At 71.9% G+C, this 24,515-nt stretch carries 25 protein-coding genes; 11 read left to right on the forward strand and 14 right to left on the reverse strand.

What is annotated here, in order from left to right:
* Positions 1–34: 34 nt before the first annotated feature.
* The 8 genes from FHX44_RS06530 to hrcA all read right to left on the reverse strand — a co-directional run bounded on the left by FHX44_RS06530 (position 35) and on the right by hrcA (position 8,275).
* Positions 35–940: an IS5 family transposase gene (locus tag FHX44_RS06530; RefSeq protein WP_147254064.1), complete on the reverse strand. Its 906-nt coding sequence runs from the start codon at positions 938–940 to the stop codon at positions 35–37.
* Positions 941–1,056: 116 nt separating this feature from the next.
* On the reverse strand, positions 1,057–2,682 hold the full coding sequence (locus tag FHX44_RS06535) for a thiamine pyrophosphate-binding protein (RefSeq protein ID WP_147254643.1): 1,626 nt from the start codon (positions 2,680–2,682) through the stop codon (positions 1,057–1,059).
* Entirely contained in the window at positions 2,679–3,440 is a 762-nt protein-coding gene (locus FHX44_RS06540; RefSeq protein ID WP_147254645.1) for a cyclase family protein, read from the reverse strand. The genes FHX44_RS06535 and FHX44_RS06540 overlap by 4 nt, the downstream gene beginning before the upstream one ends.
* A 139-nt stretch (positions 3,441–3,579) precedes the next feature.
* Positions 3,580–4,335 carry an alpha/beta hydrolase family protein gene (locus tag FHX44_RS06545; RefSeq protein WP_147254646.1) on the reverse strand — a complete coding sequence of 252 codons (756 nt, stop codon included), beginning with the start codon at positions 4,333–4,335 and terminating at the stop codon, positions 3,580–3,582.
* Positions 4,336–4,534: 199 nt separating this feature from the next.
* Complete coding sequence (locus FHX44_RS06550; RefSeq protein ID WP_147254647.1) at positions 4,535–5,272, reverse strand: 16S rRNA (uracil(1498)-N(3))-methyltransferase; 738 nt, start codon at positions 5,270–5,272, stop codon at positions 4,535–4,537.
* Entirely contained in the window at positions 5,269–6,042 is a 774-nt protein-coding gene (locus FHX44_RS06555; protein WP_147254648.1) for an alpha/beta fold hydrolase, read from the reverse strand. Before FHX44_RS06555 ends, FHX44_RS06550 begins: the two co-directional genes overlap by 4 nt.
* Positions 6,039–7,193, reverse strand: a complete 1,155-nt coding sequence (gene dnaJ / locus FHX44_RS06560; RefSeq protein ID WP_147260966.1) for a molecular chaperone DnaJ — start codon at positions 7,191–7,193, stop codon at positions 6,039–6,041. The genes FHX44_RS06555 and dnaJ overlap by 4 nt, the downstream gene beginning before the upstream one ends.
* A 62-nt stretch (positions 7,194–7,255) precedes the next feature.
* Positions 7,256–8,275, reverse strand: coding sequence for a heat-inducible transcriptional repressor HrcA (gene hrcA / locus FHX44_RS06565; protein ID WP_147254649.1), 1,020 nt, complete (start codon positions 8,273–8,275; stop codon positions 7,256–7,258).
* A 27-nt stretch (positions 8,276–8,302) separates the two neighbouring features.
* On the opposite strand from hrcA, the gene FHX44_RS06570 reads away from it, so the two are divergent.
* From FHX44_RS06570 to FHX44_RS06605, 8 genes are read left to right on the forward strand one after another with little or no spacing between them, the layout of a single operon-like run.
* Positions 8,303–8,929 carry an ASCH domain-containing protein gene (locus tag FHX44_RS06570; RefSeq protein ID WP_246170245.1) on the forward strand — a complete coding sequence of 209 codons (627 nt, stop codon included), beginning with the start codon at positions 8,303–8,305 and terminating at the stop codon, positions 8,927–8,929.
* 57 nt (positions 8,930–8,986) lie between these two features.
* Positions 8,987–9,487 (forward strand): formate dehydrogenase subunit gamma, encoded by a 501-nt coding sequence (locus FHX44_RS06575; protein WP_246170246.1) that lies wholly within the window; start codon positions 8,987–8,989, stop codon positions 9,485–9,487.
* Positions 9,484–11,142 carry a formate dehydrogenase beta subunit gene (locus FHX44_RS06580; protein ID WP_246170247.1) on the forward strand — a complete coding sequence of 553 codons (1,659 nt, stop codon included), beginning with the start codon at positions 9,484–9,486 and terminating at the stop codon, positions 11,140–11,142. Before FHX44_RS06575 ends, FHX44_RS06580 begins: the two co-directional genes overlap by 4 nt.
* A complete protein-coding gene (fdhF, locus tag FHX44_RS06585; protein WP_147254650.1) occupies positions 11,139–13,964 on the forward strand; it encodes a formate dehydrogenase subunit alpha in 2,826 nt (941 codons plus the stop codon). Before FHX44_RS06580 ends, fdhF begins: the two co-directional genes overlap by 4 nt.
* A 7-nt stretch (positions 13,965–13,971) precedes the next feature.
* On the forward strand, positions 13,972–14,196 hold the full coding sequence (locus tag FHX44_RS06590) for a formate dehydrogenase subunit delta (protein ID WP_147254651.1): 225 nt from the start codon (positions 13,972–13,974) through the stop codon (positions 14,194–14,196).
* Positions 14,193–15,437, forward strand: coding sequence for a molybdopterin molybdotransferase MoeA (locus FHX44_RS06595; RefSeq protein ID WP_147254652.1), 1,245 nt, complete (start codon positions 14,193–14,195; stop codon positions 15,435–15,437). Before FHX44_RS06590 ends, FHX44_RS06595 begins: the two co-directional genes overlap by 4 nt.
* The gene (gene fdhD / locus FHX44_RS06600; RefSeq protein ID WP_147254653.1) at positions 15,425–16,264 is read left to right on the forward strand and encodes a formate dehydrogenase accessory sulfurtransferase FdhD; all 840 of its coding nucleotides are present in this window, start codon (positions 15,425–15,427) and stop codon (positions 16,262–16,264) included. Before FHX44_RS06595 ends, fdhD begins: the two co-directional genes overlap by 13 nt.
* Positions 16,265–16,276: 12 nt before the next feature.
* Entirely contained in the window at positions 16,277–16,702 is a 426-nt protein-coding gene (locus FHX44_RS06605; protein WP_147254654.1) for a nuclear transport factor 2 family protein, read from the forward strand.
* Between the two features lie 4 nt (positions 16,703–16,706).
* Here FHX44_RS06605 and FHX44_RS06610 read toward each other — a convergent pair whose 3' ends face one another.
* Positions 16,707–17,108: a DUF5313 family protein gene (locus tag FHX44_RS06610; protein ID WP_342792471.1), complete on the reverse strand. Its 402-nt coding sequence runs from the start codon at positions 17,106–17,108 to the stop codon at positions 16,707–16,709.
* Between the two features lie 48 nt (positions 17,109–17,156).
* Between FHX44_RS06610 and FHX44_RS06615 the strand changes: the two genes are divergently transcribed.
* Entirely contained in the window at positions 17,157–17,681 is a 525-nt protein-coding gene (locus FHX44_RS06615; protein WP_246170248.1) for a MarR family winged helix-turn-helix transcriptional regulator, read from the forward strand.
* Here the strand turns inward: FHX44_RS06615 and FHX44_RS06620 are convergent.
* The 5 genes from FHX44_RS06620 to FHX44_RS06640 form a co-directional block, all read right to left on the reverse strand.
* Positions 17,662–18,894, reverse strand: a complete 1,233-nt coding sequence (locus tag FHX44_RS06620) for a right-handed parallel beta-helix repeat-containing protein (protein ID WP_147254655.1) — start codon at positions 18,892–18,894, stop codon at positions 17,662–17,664. The two genes, FHX44_RS06615 and FHX44_RS06620, sit on opposite strands and share 20 nt — an antisense overlap.
* 154 nt (positions 18,895–19,048) lie before the next feature.
* Positions 19,049–20,200 (reverse strand): radical SAM family heme chaperone HemW, encoded by a 1,152-nt coding sequence (gene hemW / locus FHX44_RS06625; protein WP_246170249.1) that lies wholly within the window; start codon positions 20,198–20,200, stop codon positions 19,049–19,051.
* A 19-nt stretch (positions 20,201–20,219) separates the two neighbouring features.
* Entirely contained in the window at positions 20,220–20,414 is a 195-nt protein-coding gene (locus FHX44_RS06630) for a hypothetical protein (RefSeq protein ID WP_147254657.1), read from the reverse strand.
* Between the two features lie 71 nt (positions 20,415–20,485).
* Entirely contained in the window at positions 20,486–21,187 is a 702-nt protein-coding gene (locus tag FHX44_RS06635; protein ID WP_147254658.1) for an HdeD family acid-resistance protein, read from the reverse strand.
* A complete protein-coding gene (locus FHX44_RS06640) occupies positions 21,184–22,320 on the reverse strand; it encodes an AI-2E family transporter (protein ID WP_147254659.1) in 1,137 nt (378 codons plus the stop codon). The genes FHX44_RS06635 and FHX44_RS06640 overlap by 4 nt, the downstream gene beginning before the upstream one ends.
* Positions 22,321–22,681: 361 nt before the next feature.
* Here FHX44_RS06640 and FHX44_RS06645 point away from each other — a divergent pair, with 361 nt between their 5' ends.
* The gene (locus tag FHX44_RS06645; RefSeq protein ID WP_147254660.1) at positions 22,682–23,563 is read left to right on the forward strand and encodes a DUF1028 domain-containing protein; all 882 of its coding nucleotides are present in this window, start codon (positions 22,682–22,684) and stop codon (positions 23,561–23,563) included.
* A 102-nt stretch (positions 23,564–23,665) separates the two neighbouring features.
* Positions 23,666–24,499, forward strand: a complete 834-nt coding sequence (locus FHX44_RS06650; RefSeq protein WP_246170250.1) for a class II glutamine amidotransferase — start codon at positions 23,666–23,668, stop codon at positions 24,497–24,499.
* Positions 24,500–24,515 lie beyond the last annotated feature (16 nt).

A 24,515-nucleotide genomic window follows, 5' to 3' on the forward strand; every position in this document is an offset into this window, starting at 1 on the left:
GCAGAGACCCTTGGCGAACCTCCGGCGGGGAGCACTAGCGCGTGTTTACTAATCGGCGGAGCCAGATGTTGATCTCTACGATCTGGGTGGTGGCTTCGAAGCGCAGGGCGAGCTTGTCGTAGCGGGTGGCGAACCCTCGGTGCTGTTTGTGCAGGTTGATGCTGCACTCAACGGCATGCCGCTGGCGGTAGATGTCGGGGTCGAACCGTGGAGGCCGTCCACCACGTGATCCACGCTTACGCCGGTGGGCCTGCTGGTCGCGCTTGATCGGGATAGTCGCGCGGATACCGCGTCGGCGTAGGTAGGCGCGGTTGGCCCAGGATGAGTAGGCCTTGTCGGCCAGTACCCGGTCCGGTCGGGTCCGGGGCCGCCCCTGCCCGGGCCGCAGGACCCGGATGCGTTCCAGGACCGGCACGAACTGCGGGCTGTCTCCTCGATGCCCGGCGGTGAGCAGCATCGACAGCGGCTTACGCCCCTGCTCAGAAGCCAGATGCAGCTTTGTGGTCCATCCGCCACGGGACCGGCCGAGTGCGTGGTCGGCCGGCTCATCACCGGGTGGTTCGACTTGACCGGCCGGGTCTTGGCGGGCGCCCGCGGCGTGCTGGTGCGCCCGCACGATCGTGGAGTCCACCGACACGTCCCAGCAGATCAGGCCAGCCTCGTCACCGAGTTGCTGCAGGCGTTCCATGATCCGGGTCCAGATGCCGTCACGTTGCCAGGCCCGGAACAGGCCGTAGACCGACTGCCAGGACCCGTACCGCTCGGGTATGTCCCGCCACGGTGTGCCGGCACGGGTCCGCCACCGGATCCCGTCGATCAACTGTCGTCTGGTCCACGTTCGGGGCCGCCCACGCCCACTCACCGCAGGTAGCAGGGGTGCAAGCAGCTGCCACTGCGCGTCGGTGAGGTCATGACGGGCACCCGCGGGTACGGTCCCCACGAGGTCTCCGGTGGTGATGGTCTTCTTGGTCGTTGATCCATCTACCGGAGGCCTCACTCATCTCCGCCGACCGACACGCGCTGGCCGACGACGAAGATCCACTTTCTAAACAGGCGCTAGTGCCCCCGGAAGGCTTCCGCCAGCCACCAGGAGCCGCCGTCCGAGGCGATGCGCGCGTGCACCAGCAGGGGGGCGTCCCGGGGCCCGGCCACCCAGTGCGCCACGGCGTCGAGGTCGGCCTGCGCGTTCACCGTGACGGCCTCGAACCCGTAGCCCCGGCCGATGGCGGCGATGTCGGTGTCCGGGAACGCCACGGTGGTGTGGTCCTCGCCGGTGAAGTGGTGCACCTCGGCGCCGTAGCCGCGGTCGTCGTACACCACGACCACCATCTGCAGGCCCAGCCGCGTCACCGTCTCCAGCTCGGCCGCCGACATCAACGCGCCGCCGTCGCCCAGCGCCGCGACGGTGAGCCGGTCCGGCCGGGCGCACGCGGCGCCGATCGCGGTGGCCAGGCCCAGCCCGATCGACTGGAAGCCCTGGGTGAGGCAGTAGCCGTGCTCGTCGGGCACCCGCAGGTAGGCGCTGGGATAGCCCATGAAGTTGCCCGAGTCGACCGCCACCGTCCGTTCGGCGGGCAGCAGGTCGTCGAGGGCGATCGTCAGCGTGCGCGGGTCGATGCCGTCGGCGCCGGTGAGGTCCTTGTAGGGCTCGCTGCGCCAGCGGCCGCGCTCCGCGATCGCGGCCGCGACCTCGGGTGTGCGGTAGCCGGTGGGCGGGCCGTCGAGCGCCGCGCGCACGTCCTCGGCCGTCGCTCCGACGTCCCCGAGCACACCCAGGTGCACCGGCCGGTTCGCGCCGATCGCGTCGGCGTCGAGATCGACCTGGACGACCGTCGCGTCCGGGCCGATCAGCGCGCCGTGGCGCATCGTCCACATGTTGAGCGCGCAGCCCCACCCGACGACGAGATCGGCGCCGGAGATCAGCTCGGCGGCGAGCGGGGTGGCGAAGCCGCCGGAGATCCCCAGGGACCACGGATCGTCGGCGAAGAGACCCGCCGCGACGGCGGACGTCGCCAGCAAGGCGCCGGACGCGGCCGCCAACTCGCGCAGCTGCGCACCAGCCGCGCGGGCACCGCGACCCGCGACGAACACCGGCCGCGCCGCCCCCGCGATCAGGGCGGCGAGCGCCTCGACCGCCTCCGCGCCCGGACGGACCGGGGCGAGCGGCTGCACGGCGGGCACGGGCCCGGCGTCCACGTCCGCCGCCTGCACGTCGAGCGGCAGGTTGAGCACGACGGTGCGGCGCTGCTCCACCGCGGTGCGGTAGGCGCGGACGACGTCGGCGAGCGCGGTGGCGGGCGAGTGCACCCGCTCGGCCACCGCTCCCACCGCGCGGGCCAGCACGTCCTGGTCGATCCGGAAGTTCGAGCGCACCGCGCCCGCCCCGGTGTCGGCGGCGAGCACGATCATCGGGGTGCGGCTCTTCGCCGCCTCGGTGATCCCGGTCATCGCGTTGGTGAGCCCGCAGCCCTGGTGCACCGTGAGCACGCCGACGCGCCCGCTGGTGCGGGCGTACGCGTCGGCCATCGTCGCGGCGCCGCCCTCGTGCCGCGCCGCGACGTACGGCACCCCGCCGTCGCGCAGCGCGTTGGTCACGTGGAAGTTGCCGCTGCCCACCACGCCGAACGCGTGCCCGACGCCGAGCTCGGCGAGGGCTCGCCCGACGAGTTCCGCGACCGTCACCGCTCCACCAACGCGAGGACGCGCGCGGGACTGCCCGACCCGCCGACGATCGGTAGCGGGCCCGCCACGACCACCGCCCCGGTGGGCGGCAGCTGGGCCAGGTTCTGCAGCTGGGTGAGCCCGTACTTGCCCGCGCCGAGCAGGAAGCTGTGGCACGGGAACGGCGGGTCGAAGCCGTGCGCCGCACCCGCGTCGGTGCCGACGGTCTCCACGCCGATCCCGATCACCGGCGCCTCCTCGGCGAGCCACTTCGCGCACTCGACCGAGATCCCCGGCGTCGCGCCCGCGTTCAGGAACGCATCGGCGTCGGCGCTGCGGGCGTCCCACCCGGTGCGGTAGAGCAGCCAGCCGCCCTCGGGGAGCGGCCCGTGCTCCTTCTCCCAGGTCCGCACGTGCTCGATCTCGAGCAGGAAGTCGGGGTTCGCCGCGGCCTGGTCCGCGACGTCGAGCACGGCGGCCGGCGCGAGCAGTTTCTGCGGCGCGACCTGCGCGATGTCCTCCCCGTCCTTCGCGGTGACCCAGTGGACCGGCGCGTCGAAGTGGGTGCCGGTGTGCTCGGAGGTGTGGATGTCGTTCCAGTACCAGGCAGGGCCCCGGTCGTCGTAGCGGCTGATCTCGGAGAGCCCGAACGCGGACGCGTTGGCGAACGGCGGGGGCAGCTGCAGCACCGGGGTGTCCGCCTGCAGCGGAGCGGTCAGGTCGACGACCTCGACGGTGCGGTCGCGCAACGCGGCGACCAGGTCGGAGAGCACGGTCACTGTTCCTCCCGGGGTTCGGCACCAATCTCCCCCCAACCTATGGCCCCAGGCCCTCCCGGCGGAGTTCAGGAAAGCCACATTCAGGGCTGTGCTGGCCCTGAATGTGGCTTTCCTGAACTTCCGGGCCGCGGCGTGACGCTCAGCCGGCGGGGCCGACCAGCCGGTCCACCGCCTCCCGGCACGCCTTCCACGCCTCCGTCGCCGGGTCGATCACCGCGAAGTGCTCCACCCCGGGCAGGGTCACCAGCTCCGCCTCGTCACCGGCCGCAGCGACGAACCGCTCGCTCTGCCGGATCGGCACGTTGACGTCGGCCGTGCCGTGCACGCACACCACGCGGACGCCGAGCGGGAGCCGCTCCACCGGCGAGGCGAGGACGTACCGGTCGGGCACGTCGTCCGGGCCGCCGCCGAGCAGGTCCTTGGCCGCGCCGTTGCCCACGCCGTTCCGCTCGGCGTCGACGAGGTCGAGCACCCCGGCCTGGCTCACCACACCGCGCAGCCGCACCGCGGGCGCGGCACCCGGGGCGTCGGCAGGCAGGCCGGGACGCGCGGCGAGCCAGGCGGCGAGGTGCCCGCCCGCCGAGTGCCCGACGGCCACCACCCGATCCAGGGGCAGGTCCCGCCCGACGAGCAGGTCGAGGGCCGCTGCGACGTCGTCGAACGTGGCCGGCCAGCCACCGTCGCCGCCCACCCGCCGGTACTCGATGTTCCAGGCCGCGTACCCGGCGGCGACGAGATCGGCGACGAGGGGCCTGCCGAGCTCCAGGCCGAAGCGCTGCCGCCAGAACCCACCGTGCACCACCACGACGACGGCGCGCGGTTGACCATCGGGGAGCGTGAGCTCGCCGAACTGGCTGGGGTGGTCGCCGTAGACGATCCGGAGCGGCGTCGGCACGGGGGCAGCATCGCACGTACCGGGTTGCCACGCCGCGGTGGACGTGGGGGGTACGCCCACCGCGACGCGGCTCCGCCGGCTGGGGGAATCACGCCGGCGGCCCCGTGGGTGCGAACACCCGCGGCACGGCACCGCGACAAGGAGAACGGTACTCCGCCACGACCAGGGCGAACCCGCTCTCACCCGGTTGACGGGGATGTCAACCCCACCGCGAGGTGAGCACCCCCAATGCGCCCAGTGCCACCGCGGCCGCGGTGGAGGCGCGCAGCACCTCGGCCCCCAAACGCACCGGCAGCGCGCCGGCCGCGACGAGCATGTCGGTCTCGGCATCGGTGATGCCACCCTCCGGGCCGACCACGAGCAGCAGCTCACCACGCGGCGGCAGCGGCACGTCGGCGAGCCGTCGGGAGGCGCCCTCGTGCAGCACGACCGCCAGGTCGACCGCGCTGACCCGCCGGACGAGCGCGGCCGTGGTGACCAGCTCCTCGACGACCGGCAGCCACGGCCTGCGGGCCTGCTTCGCCGCCTCGCGCACCGTGCTGCGCCAGCGCGCGAGCGCCTTCTCCCCGCGCGGCCCCTCCTCCCAGCGGGCCACGCAGCGCGCGGCGCGCCACGGCAGGATCCCGTCCACGCCCGCCTCGGTGGCCGACTCGACGGCCAGCTCGCCGCGGTCGCCCTTCAAGAGCGCCTGGGCCAGCAGGACCCGAGGGGCGGGCACGTCGGCGTCGGCGCGACGGACGATCGTGAGGTCCACGGTGTCGCGCCCGGCAGCATCGACCACGGCATGGGCGAGCCCGCCGCGGCCGTCGGACAGCAGCACCGCCTCGCCGGGGCGCAGCCGCTTGACGGTGGCGGCGTGCCGACCCTCCGGGCCCTCCAGCCGGGCGGCCCCGGCGGCAGGCAGGGGGTCGAGCAGGAAGAGCGGCGCGGTACTCATGCGCGGCGGATGGGCGCGATCGTCGGCACCGGATCCGTGGTGAGGAAGCCGAGCACGAGCTGCGTGACCAGATCGGGCTTCTCCATGCACAGCACGTGCGAGGTGCCCGGCACCACGGCCAGCTCGGCGTCGGGCAGCGACCGGTACATCTCGATCGTGTGCTCAAGGGTCACCGCGTCGTCGTCGCCGGACATGACGAGCGTCCGCGCCGGCACCCCCGCGAGCTGCTCGGCGACGAGCGTCGGTCCGGTGAGCGCGCTCTCGATGATCTTCGCCGCGACCACCGGGAAGTGCTCGGCGCCGTCCGGGGACTCCTCCGCGTACCAGGCGCCGAGCGGGGACGCCTGCAGCTCGGCCACCGCGTCCGGCCCGTGGAAGAACGCCGGGAGCAGGCCGCTCTGGTGGAACTGGCCGCTGATCAGCACCATCCGCCGCACGAGGTCGGGCCGCGCGAGCCCCACGAGCAGCGCGGTGATCGCGCCGTCGCTGTAGCCCACGAGATGCGCGGGTCCGCCGACGACCTCCTCGAGGAACGCGACGGCATCCCCGGCGTACAGCTCGTACGTGAACGAGCCCGGGACGTCGGGGGTGTGCCCGTGACCGCGCCGGTCGGGGGTGAACACGTGGAACCGCGCGGCGTACGCCTCGCGCACCGGCGCGAACTCGCGCGAGCTGGAGAACCCGCCGTGCAGGTAGACGAGCGGATCCCCTTCGCCGTACTCGGCGTACCAGGTGGGCCGACCAGCCACCGGGACGACGGATCCGGTCATCGACCGAACGAGTCGCGCAGCCGCGAGAAGATCCCGTGCCCGTTGCGGTTGCCGCCCGCGAGGTCGGGCTGCTCCTCGCCGCGCAGCGCCGCGAGCTGGCGCAGCAGCTCGGTCTGCTTGGCGTCGAGCTTGGTGGGAACGGCGACGTCGACGTGCACCATCAGGTCGCCCTGGCCGTCGACGCGGCCGGTGGAGCGCAACCTCGGCATGCCCTTGCCGCGCAGCGTGCGCACCGTGCCGGCCTGGGTGCCGGGCTCGATGTGCAGCTCCTCGGTGCCGTCGAGGGTGGGCAGCGGCAGCGTGGTGCCGAGCGCGGCGGCCGTCATCGGCAGCTGAACGGTGCAGTGCAGGTCGGCGCCGTCGCGCGTGAAGAGGTCGTGCGGCTCCTCCTCCACCTCCACGTAGAGGTCGCCTGCAGGCCCGCCGCCGGGTCCGACCTCGCCCTGCCCGGCCAGCCGGACGCGCATGCCGTCGGCGACGCCCGGCGGGATGCGCACGCCCACTGTGCGTCGCGACCGCACCCGCCCGTCGCCGCCGCACTGCCGGCACGGCTCGGGGATGACCTCGCCGAAGCCGCGGCAGTTGGGGCAGGGCCGAGACGTGACGACCTGGCCGAGGAACGAGCGCTGCACGCTCTGCACCTCGCCGCGGCCGTTGCAGATGTCGCACATCGTGGGAGCGCTGCCGGGCGCGCAGCCCGAGCCGGTGCACTCGCTGCAGAGGACGGCGGTGTCGACCGTGAGGTCGCGGGTGACGCCGCTCGCGCACTCCTCGAGGGTGAGCCGCATCCGGATCAGGGCGTCGGCGCCGGGCTGCACCCGGCTGCGCGGGCCCCGCCCACGCCCGCCCGCCTGACCGCCGAAGAAGGCGTCCATGATGTCGCCGAAGCCGAACGCGCTGAACGGGTCGGCCGCGCCGGCCCCGCCCCCGCCGTTGCCCAGCGGGTCGCCGCCGAGATCGACGATGCGCCGCTTCTCCGGATCGGACAGCACCTCGTACGCGGCGCTGACCTCGCGGAAGCGTTCCTGCGCCGCCGCGTCCGGGTTCACGTCGGGGTGCAGCTCACGCGCCAGCCTGCGGTAGGCCCGCTTGATCTCGTCGGGCCCGGCGTCTGGCGAGACGCCGAGTGTCCCGTAGTAATCCCGTACCACGTGCGCGTTCCCCATGGTCCTTCTCGCTCGGTACTGCTCCGGATGCGGCGTCCTGCCGCGCGTCAGCGTCCAGCCAGGATCTCACCCACGTACCGGGCCACCGCGTGCACCGCGGCGATGGAGCCCGGGTAATCCATCCTTGTGGGCCCCAGGATGCCCATCCCGCCGAGCACGGTGCCCGGCCCGTAGCCGATGGACACCACGGAGGTGTCGCGCATCTCCTCGGCCTCGTTCTCCTCGCCGATGCGCACCGTGACCGTGCCCGGCTCCTGGGCTGATGCCAGCAGCCTGAGCACGACCACCTGCTCTTCCAGGGCCTCGAGCACCTGCCGCAGCGAGTGCGGGAAGTCGGCGGCGCTTCGGGTGAGGTTGGCGGTGCCGCCCAGGAGCAGCCGCTCCTCCGGGTGCTCGACGAGCGTCTCGATCAGCACCGTCGACACCGCGATCATGGCGTCGCGCAGGTCGGCGGGCGCGGTGTTGGGCAGCTCGGCGACGGCGGCGGACGCGGCCGCGAGCGGCCGCCCCACGAGCGCGCCGTTCACCAGCGTGCGCACCTGCCCCACGGCGTCGTCGGAGATCACGTCACCGAGGTCGACCACGCGCTGGTCCACCCGGCCGCTGTCGGTGATCACGACCAGCATCAGCCGGGCGGGCGTGAGCTGGACGATCTCGCAGTGGCGCACGGTGGAGCGGGTGAGCGTGGGGTACTGCACCACCGCCACCTGCCGGGTGAGCTGGGCGAGCAGCCGCACGCTGCGACGGAGCACGTCGTCGAGGTCGACGGCGCCGTCGAGGAACGCCTGCACGGCGCGCCGCTCCGCCGCCGACAGCGGCTTGACCTGCGCCAACCGGTCGACGAACAGCCGGTAGCCCTTGTCCGTGGGCACGCGCCCCGCGCTGGTGTGGGGCTGGGCGATCAGGCCCTCGTCCTCCAGCACGGCCATGTCGTTGCGGACCGTGGCGCTGGAGACGCCCAGGTTGTGCCGCTCGACGATCATCTTCGAGCCGACGGGCTCGTGGGTGGAAACGTAGTCGGCGACGATCGCCCGCAGCACGGCGAAGCGACGCTCGTCGGCGTTCACGGCAGCGCTCCTCCCGGCGGTGTGCTCGTGGACTTCCCCCCAGTCTATGTGTTCTGCAGCGGCGGGAGCGCAGGCACGATGTGGCGTGTGCAGATCCGCCGCCCCGTCCTCGACGCCATCGCGGCCGGAACCGTCACGTGCGCGTTCCGGCGATGGGACCGGCCCCGGGTGCGCGTCGGCGGCAGCCAGCGCACCCAGATCGGTGTCCTGGAGTTCACCTCCGTGGATCCGGTCGAGGCGTCAGACCTCACCCTCGAGGACGCCCGCGCCGCCGGATTCGCCGATCTCGCCGCGCTGCAGGAGGCGCAGCGCGGCGATGGTCAGCTCTACCGCGTCGGACTGCGGCTGGCAGGTCCCGATCCGCGCGTGGCGCTGCGGGCGAAGCGCCGGCTGTCGCAGGCCGAGCGCGCCGAGATCGACACCCGCCTGGCACGGATGGACCGCAGCTCGCCCCACGGCCCGTGGACCGCGGCGGTGCTGCAGCTGATCGCGGAGAACCCGGGCGTGCGCGCCCCCGATCTGGCCGCGCGCATGGGCCGGGAGACGCTGCCGTTCAAGCGGGATGTCCGCAAGCTCAAGGAGCTCGGGCTCACCGAGAGCCTGGAGGTGGGCTACCGGCTGTCGCCGCGGGGGCGGGCCTACCGCCGCGGCTGATAGATCTGGTTTATGAAGGGATCACGAACATTGCTTTGACTTGCCGCAGGTCAGGCCGTGATCGTCTACAGTATGTCGACGGACGTCACCGATCTTGCCGCGGTGCGGGTGGGGCGGGTCCGCGAGATCGCGACCGCCCACCTCGGGCTGCGCGGTCCCCTGATCCCCATCCTCCACGCGGTCCAGGAGGACCTGGGCCACATCGATCAGGCGGACGTGCCGGTGATCGCGGACGTGCTCAACCTCTCCGCCGCCGAGGTGCACGGGGTGGTCACGTTCTACCGCGACTTCCGCCGCGCCCCCGGCGGGCGGGCCACCGTGCGGATCTGCCAGGCCGAGGCCTGCCAGGCGGTCGGTGCCGAAGCACTCGGCGAGCACGCCCGCCGCAGGCTCGGCGTCGACTTCGGCGGCAGCACGTCCGACGGAGCGGTCACCCTCGACGAGGTCTTCTGCCTCGGGAACTGCGCCCTCGGACCCGCCGTGCAGGTCGACGGCAGGCTGCACGGCCGGGTGACCCCGGCCCGCCTCGACGCGCTGCTCGGGGAGGTGGCCCGATGAGCGGGATGGAAGCCGGCGGAGCCGGGATGGGCGAGGGCAAGCTCCGCGTGTTCGTCCCTCGGGACTCGGCGGCCCGCTCCGTCGGCGCCGACGCGGTGGCCGAGCGGCTCGTCGCGGCCGGCGCCGAGGTGGTGCGCACCGGCTCGCGCGGCATGCTGTGGCTGGAGCCCCTCGTCGAGGTGGAGACGCCGGCCGGGCGCGTCGGATACGGGCCGGTCGCCCCCGAGGACGTCGACGGGCTGGTGGCCGCGGGCATGCTCGACGGGCAGGACGCCGGACTCGGCGGGCCGGAACGTCCGACTCGCCGCGACGAGATGTCGGACTCGCCCGATGGGGGGCGGGTCGACGCGGCGAGTCCCGCGATCCGGCACGGCGAGTCGGGCGTGTACCTCGGGCTCGTCGAGGAGCTGCCGTGGATGCGCCGCCAGCAGCGGGTGACGTTCGCCCGGGTCGGCGTCGTCGACCCGCACTCCCCCGACGACTACGAGGCCAACGGCGGCCTCGCCGGGCTGCGCACGGCGCTGGCGATGAGCCCGGCGGACGTCGTGGAAGAGGTCGTCACCTCGGGTCTGCGCGGCCGCGGCGGCGCAGGCTTCCCCACCGGGATCAAGTGGCGCACGGTCCTCGGCGCCGAGGCCGACGTCAAGTTCGTCTGCTGCAACGCCGACGAGGGCGACTCCGGCACGTTCGCCGACCGGATGCTCATCGAGGGCGACCCGTTCACCCTCATCGAGGGCATGACGATCGCGGCGCACGCCGTCGGCGCGACCGAGGGCTACGTCTACCTGCGCTCGGAGTACCCGGACGCCGTCGAGACCCTGACGGCGGCGATCGAGGCCGCCCGGGAGCGCGGCTGGCTCGGCGAGCGGATCCTCGGCTCGGACCTCACGTTCGACCTGCACGTCCGGGTCGGGGCGGGCGCCTACATCTGCGGCGAGGAGACCTCGATGCTGGAGAGCCTCGAGGGCAAACGCGGCCAGGTGCGGGCCAAGCCCCCGATCCCGGCCCTCGAAGGGCTCTTCGGCCGCCCCACCGTCGTCAACAACGTGCTCTCGCTCGCCTCGGTGCCCGCGATCCTCGCCGACGGCGCCGACGCGTACGCCGCGCTGGGCGTCGGCCGCTCCCGGGGCACGAGCGTGTTCCAGCTCGGCGGCAACATCGCCCGCGGCGGGATCGTCGAGACCGCGTTCGGCATCACCCTCGGCGAGCTGATCGACGACCTCGGCGGCGGCACCGCGTCCGGCCGACCGGCGCGCGCCGTGCAGGTGGGCGGCCCGCTCGGGGCGTACCTGCCGGTGGAGAAGTTCGACCTGCCGATGGACTACGAGGCGTTCGCCGAGGCAGGCGCGATGCTCGGCCACGGCGGGATCGTCGTCTTCGACGACACGGTCGACATGGCCGCGATGGCCCGCTTCGCCTTCTCCTTCTGCGCCGAGGAGTCGTGCGGGAAGTGCACGCCGTGCCGGGTGGGCGCGGTGCGCGGCGTCGAGACGATCGACCGCATCCGCACCGGTCAGGACCGGGAGAAGAACCTCGTGCTGCTCGAGGACCTGTGCGAGCTGATGACCGACGGGTCGCTCTGCGCGATGGGCGGGCTGACCCCCATGCCCGTGCGCAGCGCGGTGCGCCACTTCGGGGAGGACTTCACACGATGAGTTTGCTCAAGGAACCCGACTACGGCACACCGGCCCGAGAGGGGGCCGCCACCGTCGAGGTCACGATCGACGGCGTCGCGGTCACCGTCCCGCCCGGCACGTCCGTGATGCGCGCGGCCAAGCAGGCCGGCCTCGACATCCCGAAGCTCTGCGCCACCGACTCCCTCGAGGCGTTCGGCTCCTGCCGGCTGTGCGTCGTCGAGATCGACGGGGCCCGTGGCACTCCGGCCTCCTGCACCACGCCCGTCGCGCCGGGAATGGTGGTGCGCACCCAGACCGAGAAGCTGGGCAAGCTGCGCCGCGGCGTGATGGAGCTCTACATCTCCGACCACCCGCTCGACTGCCTCACCTGCTCCGCCAACGGCGACTGCGAGCTGCAGGACATGGCGGGCGTCACCGGGCTGCGCGAGGTGCGCTACGGCTCGGGCGTGGACGCGGGCGCCAACCACATGGACGCCCCGACGGACACGTCCAACCCCTACTTCGACTTCGACGCCTCCAAGTGCATCGCCTGCTCGCGCTGCGTGCGGGCCTGCGACGAGGTGCAGGGCACCCTCGCCCTGACGATCGAGGGCCGCGGCTTCGACTCGAAGGTCGCGGCGGGCGCCGGTGTGTCCTTCATGGAGTCCGACTGCGTGTCCTGCGGCGCGTGCGTGCAGGCCTGCCCCACCGCCACTCTGCAGGAGAAGTCGGTCATCGAGCTCGGGATGCCCACCCGCAGCGTCGTCACCACCTGCGCGTACTGCGGCGTCGGGTGCTCGTTCAAGGCCGAGCTGCGCGGTGACGAGCTCGTCCGGATGGTCCCGTACAAGGACGGCGGCGCCAACGAGGGCCACTCGTGCGTGAAGGGCCGCTTCGCGTTCGGATACGCCAGCCACCCGGACCGCGTTCTCACGCCGAGGATGCGCGAGTCGATCGCGGACCCGTGGCGCGAGGTGTCCTGGGAGGAGGCCATCTCGTTCACGGCGAGACGGCTCCGGGAGATCCAGGCCGCCCACGGCACGGGCTCGATCGGGGCGATCACCTCGTCGCGCACGACGAACGAGGAGGTCTACGCGGTCCAGAAGATGGTGCGCGCGGTGTTCGGCAACAACAACGTCGACACCTGCGCCCGCGTCTGCCACTCCCCCACCGGTTACGGGCTCAAGCAGACCTTCGGCACGTCGGCGGGCACCCAGGACTTCAAGTCCGTCGCCAAGTCCGACGTGATCCTGCTCATCGGGGCCAACCCGACCGACGGGCACCCGGTCTTCGCCTCGCGCATGAAGCGCCGGCTGCGGCAGGGCGCGGAGTTGATCGTCCTCGACCCGCGGCGCATCGACCTCGTCCGGTCCCCGCACGTCGAAGCCGCTCACCACCTGCAGCTCGCCCCCGGCACCAACGTGGCGGTCGTCAACGCGATGGCGCACGTCGTGGTCACCGAGGGTTTGGTCGACCGTGAGTTCGTCGAGGCCCGCTGCGAGGGCTTCGAGGAGTGGGAGGCGTTCATCGCCGGCCCCGAGCACAGCCCGGAAGCCGTGGAGGAGATCACCGGGGTGCCCGCCGCCGAGCTGCGGGCCGCAGCGAGGCTCTACGCGACCGGCGGGAACGCCGCCATCTACTACGGCCTCGGCGTCACCGAGCACAGCCAGGGCTCCACGATGGTCATGGGCATGGCCAACCTGGCGATGGCCACCGGCAACATCGGCCGCGACGGCGTCGGCGTCAACCCGCTGCGCGGCCAGAACAACGTGCAGGGCTCCTGCGACATGGGGTCGTTCCCGCACGAGCTGCCCGGCTACCGGCACGTCTCGGAGGACGGCGCCCGGGAGATCTACGAGCAGCTGTGGGGCACACCGATCCTCGACGAGCCGGGGCTGCGCATCCCCAACATGTTCGACTCCGCGCTCGACGGGTCGTTCCGCGCGCTCTTCGTGCAGGGCGAGGACATCGCGCAGTCCGACCCGAACACCCAGCACGTGCACGCCGCGCTCGCCGCGCTCGAACTCCTCGTCGTGCAGGACCTGTTCGAGAACGAGACCGCGAAGTTCGCGCACGTGCTGCTGCCCGGCACGTCGTTCCTGGAGAAGGACGGCACGTTCACCAACGCCGAACGCCGCATCAACCGCGTCCGCCCGGTGATGGCGCCGAAGACCGGCAAGCACGAGTGGCAGATCGTCTGCGAGATCGCGCAGGCGATGGGCTACCCGATGCAGTACGACTCGGCCGACCAGATCATGGACGAGATCGCGCTCACCACCCCGACGTTCGCCGGGGTCTCGTTCGACCACCTCGACAAGGTCGGCAGCGTGCAGTGGCCGTGCAACGAGAAGGCGCCCGAAGGCACGCCGATCATGCACGTGGACGGCTTCGTGCGCGGCAAGGGCCGCTTCGTCGAGACCACCTACGTGCCCACCCGCGAGCGCAGCACCCGGAAGTTCCCGCTGATCCTCACCACCGGCCGGATCCTCTCCCAGTACAACGTGGGCGCGCAGACCCGGCGCACGGCCAACGTGGCCTGGCACCCGGAGGACCTCCTCGAACTGCACCCGCACGACGCCGAGGTGCGCGGCATCGCCGACGGCGACATGGTCGTGCTCTCCAGCCGGGTCGGCCGCACCACGCTGCGGGCGGTGATCGCGGAACGCATGCCCGTGGGCGTCTGCTACACGACCTTCCACCACCCGGTCACCGGAGCGAACGTCGTCACCACCGAGAACTCCGACTGGGCCACCAACTGCCCCGAGTACAAGGTCACGGCCGTGCAGGTCGCGCTCGCGCCGGAACAGGCGGCCGTACGCGAAGAGCTCGCCTCCCGCCCCGTCCCCGCGGCGGGTGAGTGAAGTGCCGATGGACCACACCCCTCCCCACGTCCGGCTGGCCAACGAGATCGCGGAGCAGTTCACGCACCGGCCGCTCGACGAGGCGGCGCAGGCCGTCGCCACGCACATGCGGACGTTCTGGGAGCCGCGGATGCGCACCGCGCTCCTCGAGCACATCGCCGCGGGAGGCGCGGGGCTCGACCCGATCGCCCTTCGGGCGGCGGAGCTGCTCCGCCCGGCCGGTGTCCGATGACCAGTGCGGACGTCCGGCACGCGGCCGTCGGGGCCGGCACCTTCGCGTGGGATGCGGCGCGCGAGGTCGCTCACGCCGCCGCGACGCCGCTGCCGCCCCGCGAGGTGGCCCTCGCCGACGCGGACGGCGCGGTGCTAGCCGCTCCGCTGGTCGCGGCGACGGACCACCCGCCGGTAGCGCGTTCGGCGATGGACGGCTACGCGGTGAGCGGTGCGCCGCCATGGCGGGTGGTCGACGCCGGATTGCAGGATGGCCACCTTCATGCCATCTCGCTGCGTGAAGGTGGCCGTGCTGCAATGGGGCACCTGGCCGGGGGACAGGCGTGCGCCGTCGTCACCGGATCCTCGCTGCCGGTGGGCACGACATCCGTCCTCGCCGACGAGGACGCCGTCCGGGATGGGGAGCTGCTGCGCGGAGCGGCTCCGCCCGGGCGTCACATCCGTCCGGCCGCCGAGGAGTGCGCGGCGGGCGACGAGGTGCTGCCCGCGGGCTCCCGGGTCACGACGGCCGCGCTCGGCCTCGCCGCGGCACTCGGCCACGACCGCCTGCTCGTGCACCCGCTGCCGCGCGTCACCGCGCTCGTCACCGGGAACGAGCTGGTCCGCAGCGGGCGCCCCGGGCCGGGCCAGGTCCGGGACGCGATCGGACCGATGCTCCCCGGGCTCGTCACGCGCGCCGGTGCCCGCCTCGCGGACCCGGTCGCGGTCCCCGACGGCAGGGACGTCATGCACACCGCGCTGGCGGCAGCCGTCGGCTCGGCGGACCTGGTGCTCGTGTCGGGATCGTCCGCGGCAGGCCCGGCCGACCACCTCCGGCCCACGCTCACCGAGCTCGGTGCCGAGATCCTCGTCGACGGCGTGCGCTGCCGCCCCGGGCACCCGCAGGCGCTGGCCCGGATCGGCGACACGCTGGTGGTGGGCCTGCCGGGCAACCCCCTCGCGGCGCTCGCCGCGTTCCTGACCGTCGCCGTCCCCGCGCTGGCCGGCCTGCGCGGGGAGCCACTTCCCGGACTGATAGCGGTGCCCGTCCCGGGCGGGATCGCCCGGCATCCCGTGCACACCCGGCTGGTCCCGGTGGTCGTCGAACCGTACGGGGCCGTTCCGGTGGGCCACGCGGGCTCGGCGATGCTGCGTGGGGCCGCTGCTGCGGACGCCTTCGCGGTGGTCGACCCCGGCCCGGCGGACGCGATCGCGGCCCGCCTCCTCCCCCTCGACCCGGGAGCACGCCCGTGGGCCGTCTGATCGCCCGTCGCCCCGTCCTGCGGCTCACCCCGAACGGCACGAGCCGCCGACCGGACGCCCTCGCCGTGGAGGAGCCCCTCGAACTGCGCGTCGACGGGCGTCCCCTCGCCGTGACGATGCGAACCCCCGGCCACGACGTCGAGCTGGCGCACGGCTTCCTGCTCACCGAGGGCGTCATCGGCGCGGTCGAGGACGTTCGCGACGCCCGCTACTGCGGCTCGCGCGACGAGGACGGCCGCAACACCTACAACGTGCTCGACATCGGCCTCGCCGAAGGCGTACCGCCCCCCGACGCGGGCGTGGAGCGCAACTTCTACACGACGTCCTCCTGCGGCGTGTGCGGCAAGGCCTCGCTCGACGCCGTGCGGCTCCGCACCCGACACTCCCCCAGGGACGACGCGACACGCGTGGCGGCCGAGGTACTGGCGACCCTCCCCGACGTCCTCCGCGAGCGGCAGCGCGTGTTCGACAGCACCGGCGGTCTGCACGCGGCCGGCCTGTTCACCGCGGCGGGCGAGCCGCTGGTCGTGCGCGAGGACGTCGGGCGGCACAACGCCGTCGACAAGGTACTGGGCTGGGCGCTCATGCAGGGGCGGGTGCCGGTCGGCGGAACCGTGCTCGTCGTGTCCGGGCGCGCGTCGTTCGAGCTGGTGCAGAAGGCCGTGATGGCCGGGGTGCCGGTGCTCGCGGCCGTTTCGGCGCCGTCCTCGCTCGCGGTCGAGCTCGCGGTCGAGTGCGGGCTCACCCTGGCCGGCTTCGTCCGGGACGGGCGGATGAACGTCTACTCTCACGGCGAGCGGCTGACGCAGGCCGCTCACGCGTCGTGAGAGAGGAACGCCGTGGGCGAACGTGACCTCGCCACCGAGGATGCGAACAAGGACCTCATCCGGAAGGCGTTCGACGAGTGGGCCGCGGGCACGGGCGGCCCGTTCGGGCTCCTCGCCGAGGACGCCACCTGGACGATCGTCGGCAACAGCCCCGTGTCGCGCACCTACTCCAGCCGCCAGGAGTTCCTCGACGTCGTCATCGACCCCTTCAACGCCCGCATGCAGGTTCCGCTCCGGCCGAGCGTCCGCGCGCTCTACGCCGACGGCGACTGGGTCATCGCGCTGTTCGACGCGGCCGCCACCGCCCGCGACGGCAAGCCGTACGAGAACACCTACACCTGGTACATGCGGATCTCCGACGGCGCGATCGTCGAGGTGATCGCCTTCTTCGACACGATCGAGTTCACCGACTTCTGGACCCGCGTGTCACCGGCCTGACCCCTTACTGGGTGGTGTCCCTGCGCCACCGCTCCGCGTAGCGCGACGCACGCTCGGCCCGCCCCTCCGCGTCGGCCTCCTCGCGGACGTGCCTGCTGGTGCCCCGTGGGTAGCCGGCCTTGAGCGTCCGGTGCTCGGCCGACTCGTACATGTAGGCCATCGAGTAGAAGAGACCGATCAGGGCACCGCCGAGCGCTGCGCAGCCCCGCACCCATGCCGGGCCCGGCAGGACCAGGTAGATCACCACGAGCAGCGGGACCAGCTGCGCGATCGCACGCCCGAGGTGCCGCAGCTGCCACGTGCGGGCGGTGACGTCGTGCAGCACCCACTCCCGGTACTCGGGCGGTAGTCCTGCTCCGTAGGCGTAAGCCAGCCAGCGCAGCGGACCAGGACGGCGGAGAGCCACGATTGTCACCCCAACTCTTGGTGTCCCAAGTATCGTACGCTGGGGAACGTGGCCGCCGAACCGCACCGTGACGACCCCCACGCAGCCGACCTGCTGCGCCTGGACCGCCAGGTCTGCTTCGCGCTCGCGGTGGCTGCGCGCAACGTCATCGCGCTCTACCGGCCGCTGCTCGAGCCGATGGGCCTCACCCATCCGCAGTACCTGGTGATGCTCGCGCTGTGGGAGCGCTCGCCGCGCTCGCTCACCGAGCTGGCCACCGTGCTCTCCCTCGATCCCGGCACGCTGTCACCGCTGCTCAAACGGCTGGAGGCGGCCGGCCTGGTGTCCCGGGAGCGGGTGCGCGGCAACGAGCGCACGCTGGCGGTGGGCCTCACCGAGCGGGGACGGGCCCTGCGCGCCGAGGCGGAGCGGATCCCCCCGGCCGTGGTGGAACGGCTCGGCATGCCGCTCGCCGACCTGGAGCGCCTGCACGCCGAGCTCACCACCGTGATCGCGGCGACCCGCACCTCCGGGGAGCGACCCGGTCACGGCACCGATCAGCCCGCGGACGACCTCACGAACACGGCGCCGTGATGTCGCCGGGGGACGGCCCGTCGACCGGCTCGGCCGCCGTGACCCGGTTGCCGCAGAACGCCCCCTGCGGGGCGTCCGATCCGATCCGCACGGGTTCGGCGGCGGACCCGGAGAGGGTGTTGTTCTCGACGACGTTGCCGCCGTTGTCGTAGTCGTCCTCGTCGTCGGCCTGGATCTTGATGTTCCAGCCGGCGCTGTCGGCGATGGTGTTGCCCCGCACGATGTTGCCGTGACCGCGCAGCTCCACGTTGCTGCCGTTGAACTCGCGAGGCTCGGTGTTGCCCGAGCACTCGTTGTTCTCGAACACGTTGTCGTGCGCGTTCTCCTTGACGTCGAGGCACTCCGAGCCGAACGTCCGGATGACGTTGCCGGTCACGACGTTGTTCGCGCTGCCGTCGTTGTCGGCCATCGGCTGGTTGTCCGAGTTCGGGCTCGTGCCGATGTAGACGCCCTCGCCGTTGTGGTACGGGAACCGGTCATCGTCGTCGTCGCTGCTGCTCCCGGCGCGCAGGCCGCAGTACTGGATCACCGAGTCGGCGATGGTGTTGCCGTTGGCGTTGTTGCGCAGGCGCACGCACTCCGTGCCGGCCTCGGTGAGGAACATGTTGCGGATCGTGATGCCGGTGACGTCGGTGGCCGTGTCGGCCGAGCCGACGTAGATCAGCTTGCTGTCCTCGATCTGCGTCTGTGCGCCGTTCTTGAACCCGTCGACCGCACGAAGATCCGTGGGCAGCTGCTCGGCGCGCAGCCGTTCCTGCCCGTCGATCGTGAACCCTTCGAGCGTGTAGTGGCTGTGGTCGATGTTCACGATGCGGCCCGTGCCGTAGAGCACCGCCTGGTTGCGCCCTGACGGGTCCTTGCCGTTCTCCGGCCCCCTGATCGTGATCGGCGCGCCGGGTTCGCCGTCGCGCTGGGTCGTCAGCTGCTCCCGGTACTCCCCAGGCGCGAGGTTGATCACCCCGCCCGCCTCCACCTCGTCCAGCGCGGCCTGGATGCTCCGCAGCGGCGCGGCCTGGGAACCGTCACCGGTGTCGTTGCCGGTGGGGCTCACGTAGAGCTGCTGAGCTCCCGGCTCCGGCTCGGGGGGCAGGTCCGGGACCGATCGACCGGTGTTCGAGAAGATCACGACGACGAGGAGGATGGCGATCGCCGCGATCGCCATCCCCACGATCGCGATCGTCCGGCGGTTGTTCGGCGTCAGAGTTGGGCTCATGTGGTGTGGGGTCCGTTGTGCGAGTCGGGTTGTGGCACGCGCGGCCGCAGTCTTGCGGCGGTCCCTTGATATTGCCGTGAAGCGGAGCCCGTGATCGCGCCATAGCGGTGGTCTCGCGACGAGCGAGGCCGGCAGTGGCGGAGGTGTTTCCGCGTCAGACGGAGGCTCCGGCCAGGAGCTGGTGCACGACGCGGTCGGCGAGCAGGCGGCCGCGGCGGGTGAGCACCGCTCGGCCCGCGGCCAGCGCTGCCGGGTCGAGCAGGCCGTCCTCGGCCGCGCGGGAGGCGGCCGCGAGCCCGGCGTCGTCGAGGAGGGCCAACCGGAGGCCCGTCGCGAGCCGCAGCTGCAGCATCACGCGCTCGGTGCGCTGCTCGGCGTCGGTGAGGAACTCGCGGCCGGCCTCCGGGGTCTTCCCGTCGGCCAGCAGGGTCGCGTAGCGCGCCGGGTGCTTGACGTTCCACCACCGCACGCCCGCGAGGTGGGAGTGGGCGCCGGGGCCGAGGCCCCACCAGTCGCCGTCCTGCCAGTAACCGATGTTGTGCCGGCAGGTCGCCTCTGGCGAGGCCGCCCAGTTCGACACCTCGTACCAGTCGAAGCCGGCGGCGGTCAGCCGGTCGTCGATCATCTCGTAGCGGGCGGCGGCCACGTCGTCGTCGGGGGTGGGTAGCTCGCCGCGGGCCACCCGGCGGGCGAGCGCGGTGCCGTCCTCGACGATGAGGGAGTACGCGGAGACGTGGTCGACGCCGGCGTCGAGCACGGCGTCGAGCGAGGCGCGCAGATCGTCGTCGGTCTCGCCGGGCGTCGCGTAGATCAGGTCCAGGTTCACGTGGCCGATGCCGGCCGCCCGCGCTTCCTCGGCCGCCGCCACGGCCCGGCCCGGCGTGTGGCGGCGCTCCAGCACGCGCAGCACGTGCGGCGCAGCCGACTGCATGCCCAGCGACACGCGGGTGAACCCGGCCTCCGCGAGCCCTGCGAAGAACTCGGGGGAGGTCGACTCGGGGTTGGACTCGGTGGTGACCTCCGCGCCCGGCACGAGCCCGAACGCGTCCCGGACCGCCCCGAGCACCTCGCCGAGGCGGGCGGCGCCCAGCAGCGACGGCGTGCCGCCCCCCACGAACACGGTGTCGACCGGCCGCTGCCCGACCGTCCGGACGGCCAGGTCGAGCTCCTGCCGCACGGCCGCGAGCCACCCGTCCGGCGACGCGCCGGATCCGGCCAGCTCGGAGGCGGTGTAGGTGTTGAAGTCGCAGTAGCCGCAGCGCGCCGCGCAGAACGGCACGTGGACGTAGATCCCGAAAGGCGGCACGGACGACCAGTCTGCCACCTCAGCGCACGCGCCCACCGCGGGCGAACACGGCGAGCGGACGGTGCAGCACGGCGAGGTCGGCGAGCGGGTCGCCCCGGACGGCCACGAGGTCGGCGTCGAAGCCGGGCGCGATCCGCCGGATCGCTCCTCCTTCTGCAGCCGTTCCGCGGTCGCGAGGGCGTTCTGCGCTCCATCCGCCGTGCCGAATCGCCATACCGTCAGCGTCCCCACACCGTGGTCTTCATCGCTGCCAATTGTTCCTGCATTCCGGATCGGACCTCGATCTCACGAATTCGCGGCGGCCGGGGCCATTGTGCGAGCCCGTCGGGCTGCGATGCCCTGAACGATGAGCAGGACGCCGATGGCGATGAGCACGGCCCCGAACAGCCACGTCAGGACCACGAGGCTCGCCCCCGGGTAGACGAGGACGACCGCGCCACCGATCACCGACAGGACACCCGAGGCGATCATCCAGCCGCGACCCGCACCTCGTTCGTTCCCGATCGCCTCGACGATGCCGACGACGCCCTGGATGACCCACATCGCACCGATGAGCAGTCCGATCACGAGCGCGGTCTGCAACGGCTCACGCAGGCACAGCAACCCGACGAGGATCGACAGCGCACCCAGCAGCGCGAACAGCACGCGCCCGCCCGGCCCTCGGCCGGCCGCGAACGCCGAGATCAACTGGAGTACTCCGCCGACGAGCAGCTGGATCGCGAACAGCCATGCGATGACTTTGATCGTAGCTCCCGGCCATGCGAGAACGAGCACACCGATCAGAATGCTCACCACGCCCGCGCCGAGTACCAGACCCGGCGACTCACCGACGCGCGCGATGCGCTCGCCGGCCGATTCTTTCCCTGCCGCGTGGCCGGACATGGCTTCCTCCTCGCCTTCTTCGGGCCACCTTTCCCGCCCGAGGCCAGGTCCACCTCGCCCGAACCGGGTGATCCGACCCGCCGAGGGAGCGAGCCCGAATCTCACGCGGGCGCGGCATTGCTGCCAGTGGCCGCAAGCACCTCGCGCCGCACGCCGGGCTCCGGCGCCCTCCCCTCCCGCACCGGTGGCGGCGAGACCGCGGGCCGGTTGCGCAGCAGCGCATCGGCCCAGCTCGCCCGGGGGTCGATATCCACGAGTAGGGCTTTGGCCAGCAGCGTCAGTGGGATGGAAAGCAGGGCCCCCAGCGGGCCGATCAGCCATGCCCAGAACACCAGCGCAAGGAATGTCACGACCACCGACAATCCGACCGAGTCGCCCACGAACCGCGGCTGGATCAGCGACTGCACGACGAAGTTCAGCACGCAATAGACGACGATCACGCCGGCCATGAGGGCGGGGCCGCCCTCGAGCAGGCCGAGCACCGCCGGTGGGATGACCCCGAGGACGAACCCGATGTTGGGGATGTAGTTGGTGATGAACGCCAGAAGTCCCCAGGTGACGGCCAGCGGGATACTCATCAGCGTCAATGCGATCGTGTCCAGCACGGCCACGATGAGCCCGAACACGGTGGTCACCACCATGTACTTGCGGGTATCGACGGCGAAACCGGACAGCGCCTCTGCGACCTCGGGCCTGTCGTAGCCGATCGCCTGCATCCGCGCGCCGACCGAGCTCGCCTCGAGGCTCAGGAACAACAGCAAGATCAGCAGGAACACGAGGTTGCCCACCAGCCCGGCGACCCCGGACAGCAGCGTTCCCACCAGCGCGGTGAGCCGCTCCCAGTCGAGCGACTGCGCCGTCTCCCCCAGCTGTTCCGGTCCGACGCCGAACCGGGCCAGGAAGCCTGTCGCCGCCGCGATCATCTCATCCGCTCGTGCCGCGTAGCGCGGCAGCTCGGTGGCGAGCCGGGCGACCGACACCATCAGTACGGCAACCATGCCGAGCAGCACCGCGTAGACCACGAGGACGAGGACGAGGGTCCCCACCCACCGCGGGAACCCATGTCGACGAAGCCAGCCCTGCAACGGGCTGACGCAGATCACGATCATGAGGGCGAGGAACACCGGGCCGACGAGCCACGCCATCACCTGTATGCCGGCTGCGGCAATGACGACCGCCGCGAGCCCGAGCAGGACGATCAGGCCCCGTGGCAGGGCCCAGAGGGGCGCTGCGCGCATGCCCCCACCGCGGAGGTTCGTCCTGCGTCCTGCGACCCGCTTGCGATGTGTGAGCCCCGTCACATCAGTGACCGTAATTGCGCAAACATCCGTTGGGAGTCACCCGCAGAGGGTGAGATCGTCAGCACTGCCGGCGGGAGCCGTGGGACGGTCGACCGGCGGATACGGCGAGCATGCGCGACGCGTCCTCGCGGACGCCCCCGGCCCGAGGACCGCTTCGACGTCTTGGCGACGCAATCCGCCATGCCGGATCACCATGATCGGGTGAAGCGCTGCTGACGCCCGCCTCGCACGGTGGTCCGGTGACAGATGGGAGGGCGACTGCCCGACTAATTGTCCTGCCGCTGGTGAAGGGGCGTCGATGACGTACTCGATTCTCGGCCGCGATGCCTCCAATGGTGACCTGGGCGTCGCCGTTCAATCGAAGTTTCCCGGGGTCGGGAGTCTCGTCCCCTACGGCGAGGCCGACGTCGGAGTCGTCGCGACACAAGGGTTCGGAAACCCACGACATGGATCCGTCGGCTTGAAACTGCTGAAATCCGGCGCCACCCCGCAGCAAGCGCTCGAAGTGCTGCTCAATGACGACAGCCGGCGTCACGAGCGGCAGTTCGCCATGGTCGATGGGCGCGGCCGCGTCGCCGCGTACACCGGAACCGATCTGCACAGCTGGAACGGATGGTCGGGTAGCGCTGCGAGTCATGACTGCGTCGCGCTGGGAAACGGCCTCGCAGGCAGCGCTGTGGTCGATCGTATGATCACAGCGTTCGAGGGCTCTCGCGCCTCGCTCGCGGAGCGACTCATGTCGGCCCTCCAGGCGGGCGAACGGGCCGGCGGTGACATACGAGGTCAGCAATCCGCCGCACTGCTGGTGGTGCGACGCGACGGCGGCTATGGATCACTCGACGACCGGCACGTGGTGATCTCCATATACGATCATGAACAGCCGATCCAGGAACTGCTGCGATGCTACCGGTTGCACCGACTCTCCTACTTTCCGAGCGACCCGACGAACCTGGTTCCGATCGACCCCGAGCTCGCTCTCGAGCTGAAGAGCCTGATGGCAACCCGTGGTTACCACCGAGGGGAGCTGGATGACAGCTGGGACGCGTCCACCCAAAGGCAGCTGGAGCTGTTTCTGGGCAGCGAGAACTACGACAACCGCATCGACAACGGTGGTCTGTTCGATGTCGAGGTCCTCGCCGACCTGCGCCTCAGGTATGGCCATCGGAGCACGCCCCAGTAGTCGGCAAGCACGGCTCACCCTCCGCGGGTGAAGGTCCGGCAGGCCGGGCGTGGTTCATTGGCGGCCCGGGATTGAGTCGGTTCAGAGCCAGGCGAGGTTGCGATGTGCAGGTGGATGGCCTACTTCGGCGACCCGGTCCCCGTCGAGGATCTGCTGTTCCGGCCGGAACACTCGATCATCGACCAGAGCCTGCATGCCAAGCTCGGGAGCTTTACGACGAACGGTGACGGCTTCGGCATCGGGTGGTACGGCACCGGCTCGGTGCCTGCCGTGTTCAAGAGCACCCATCCCGCCTGGAGCGACGAGAATCTGCACGAGGTCGCCACCCAGATCAACACCCCTCTGCTGTTCGCACACGTCCGCGCCTCGAGCGGAACGCCCGTACAGCGCAGCAACTGCCACCCCTTCCGGTATGGCCGCTGGCTGTGGATGCACAACGGGTCACTCGCGAGATTTCCTGAGCTCAAGCACGACATGATGATGGCGGTCGACCCGGCGCTGTATCCGAAGATCGAAGGATCGACCGACACCGAAGCCCTGTTCTTCCTGGCCCTCACCTTCGGTCTGACCGAGGACCCGCCCAACGCGGTCGCCCGCGCCGTCGGCCTCACCGAACAGATCGGCCGGCGCCGCGGAGTGGAGTACCCGGTCCACATGACCGTTGCCACCACCGACGGCGAGACGATCTGGGCGTTCCGCTACTCGAGCGAGGGGAACACGAGCTCGCTGTACTACTCGACCGATGTCGCCCAGCTCCGGCAGCTGCATCCGGAGCTGGACGTCCTCGACCGCCTGGGACCCGATGCCCGCTTGATCGTCTCCGAACCGCTGCGTGACCTCCCGGGAGCATGGAACGAGGTCCCGGACGGCTCGTGGGGATTCGTGCGCCGGGGCAAGCAGGAGATCCACCCCTTCGAGCCGGTCCGCGGCGGCTGACCGGGGGTGGGTGAAC

The sequence above is a fragment of the Pseudonocardia hierapolitana genome (assembly GCF_007994075.1).
Classification (GTDB): Bacteria; Actinomycetota; Actinomycetes; order Mycobacteriales; family Pseudonocardiaceae; genus Pseudonocardia; species Pseudonocardia hierapolitana.

Coding starts and splice junctions, on each gene's coding strand:
- FHX44_RS06550 (WP_147254647.1), bottom strand. CDS start 5,272: ATGAGTACCGCGCCGCTCTTCCTGCTCGACCCCCTGCCTGCCGCCGGG.
- FHX44_RS06555 (WP_147254648.1), bottom strand. CDS start 6,042: ATGACCGGATCCGTCGTCCCGGTGGCTGGTCGGCCCACCTGGTACGCC.
- FHX44_RS06580 (WP_246170247.1), top strand. CDS start 9,484: ATGAGCGGGATGGAAGCCGGCGGAGCCGGGATGGGCGAGGGCAAGCTC.
- fdhF (WP_147254650.1), top strand. CDS start 11,139: ATGAGTTTGCTCAAGGAACCCGACTACGGCACACCGGCCCGAGAGGGG.
- FHX44_RS06590 (WP_147254651.1), top strand. CDS start 13,972: ATGGACCACACCCCTCCCCACGTCCGGCTGGCCAACGAGATCGCGGAG.
- FHX44_RS06595 (WP_147254652.1), top strand. CDS start 14,193: ATGACCAGTGCGGACGTCCGGCACGCGGCCGTCGGGGCCGGCACCTTC.
- FHX44_RS06620 (WP_147254655.1), bottom strand. CDS start 18,894: ATGAGCCCAACTCTGACGCCGAACAACCGCCGGACGATCGCGATCGTG.
- FHX44_RS06630 (WP_147254657.1), bottom strand. CDS start 20,414: ATGGCGATTCGGCACGGCGGATGGAGCGCAGAACGCCCTCGCGACCGC.
- FHX44_RS06640 (WP_147254659.1), bottom strand. CDS start 22,320: ATGCGCGCAGCGCCCCTCTGGGCCCTGCCACGGGGCCTGATCGTCCTG.
- FHX44_RS06645 (WP_147254660.1), top strand. CDS start 22,682: ATGACGTACTCGATTCTCGGCCGCGATGCCTCCAATGGTGACCTGGGC.
- FHX44_RS06650 (WP_246170250.1), top strand. CDS start 23,666: ATGTGCAGGTGGATGGCCTACTTCGGCGACCCGGTCCCCGTCGAGGAT.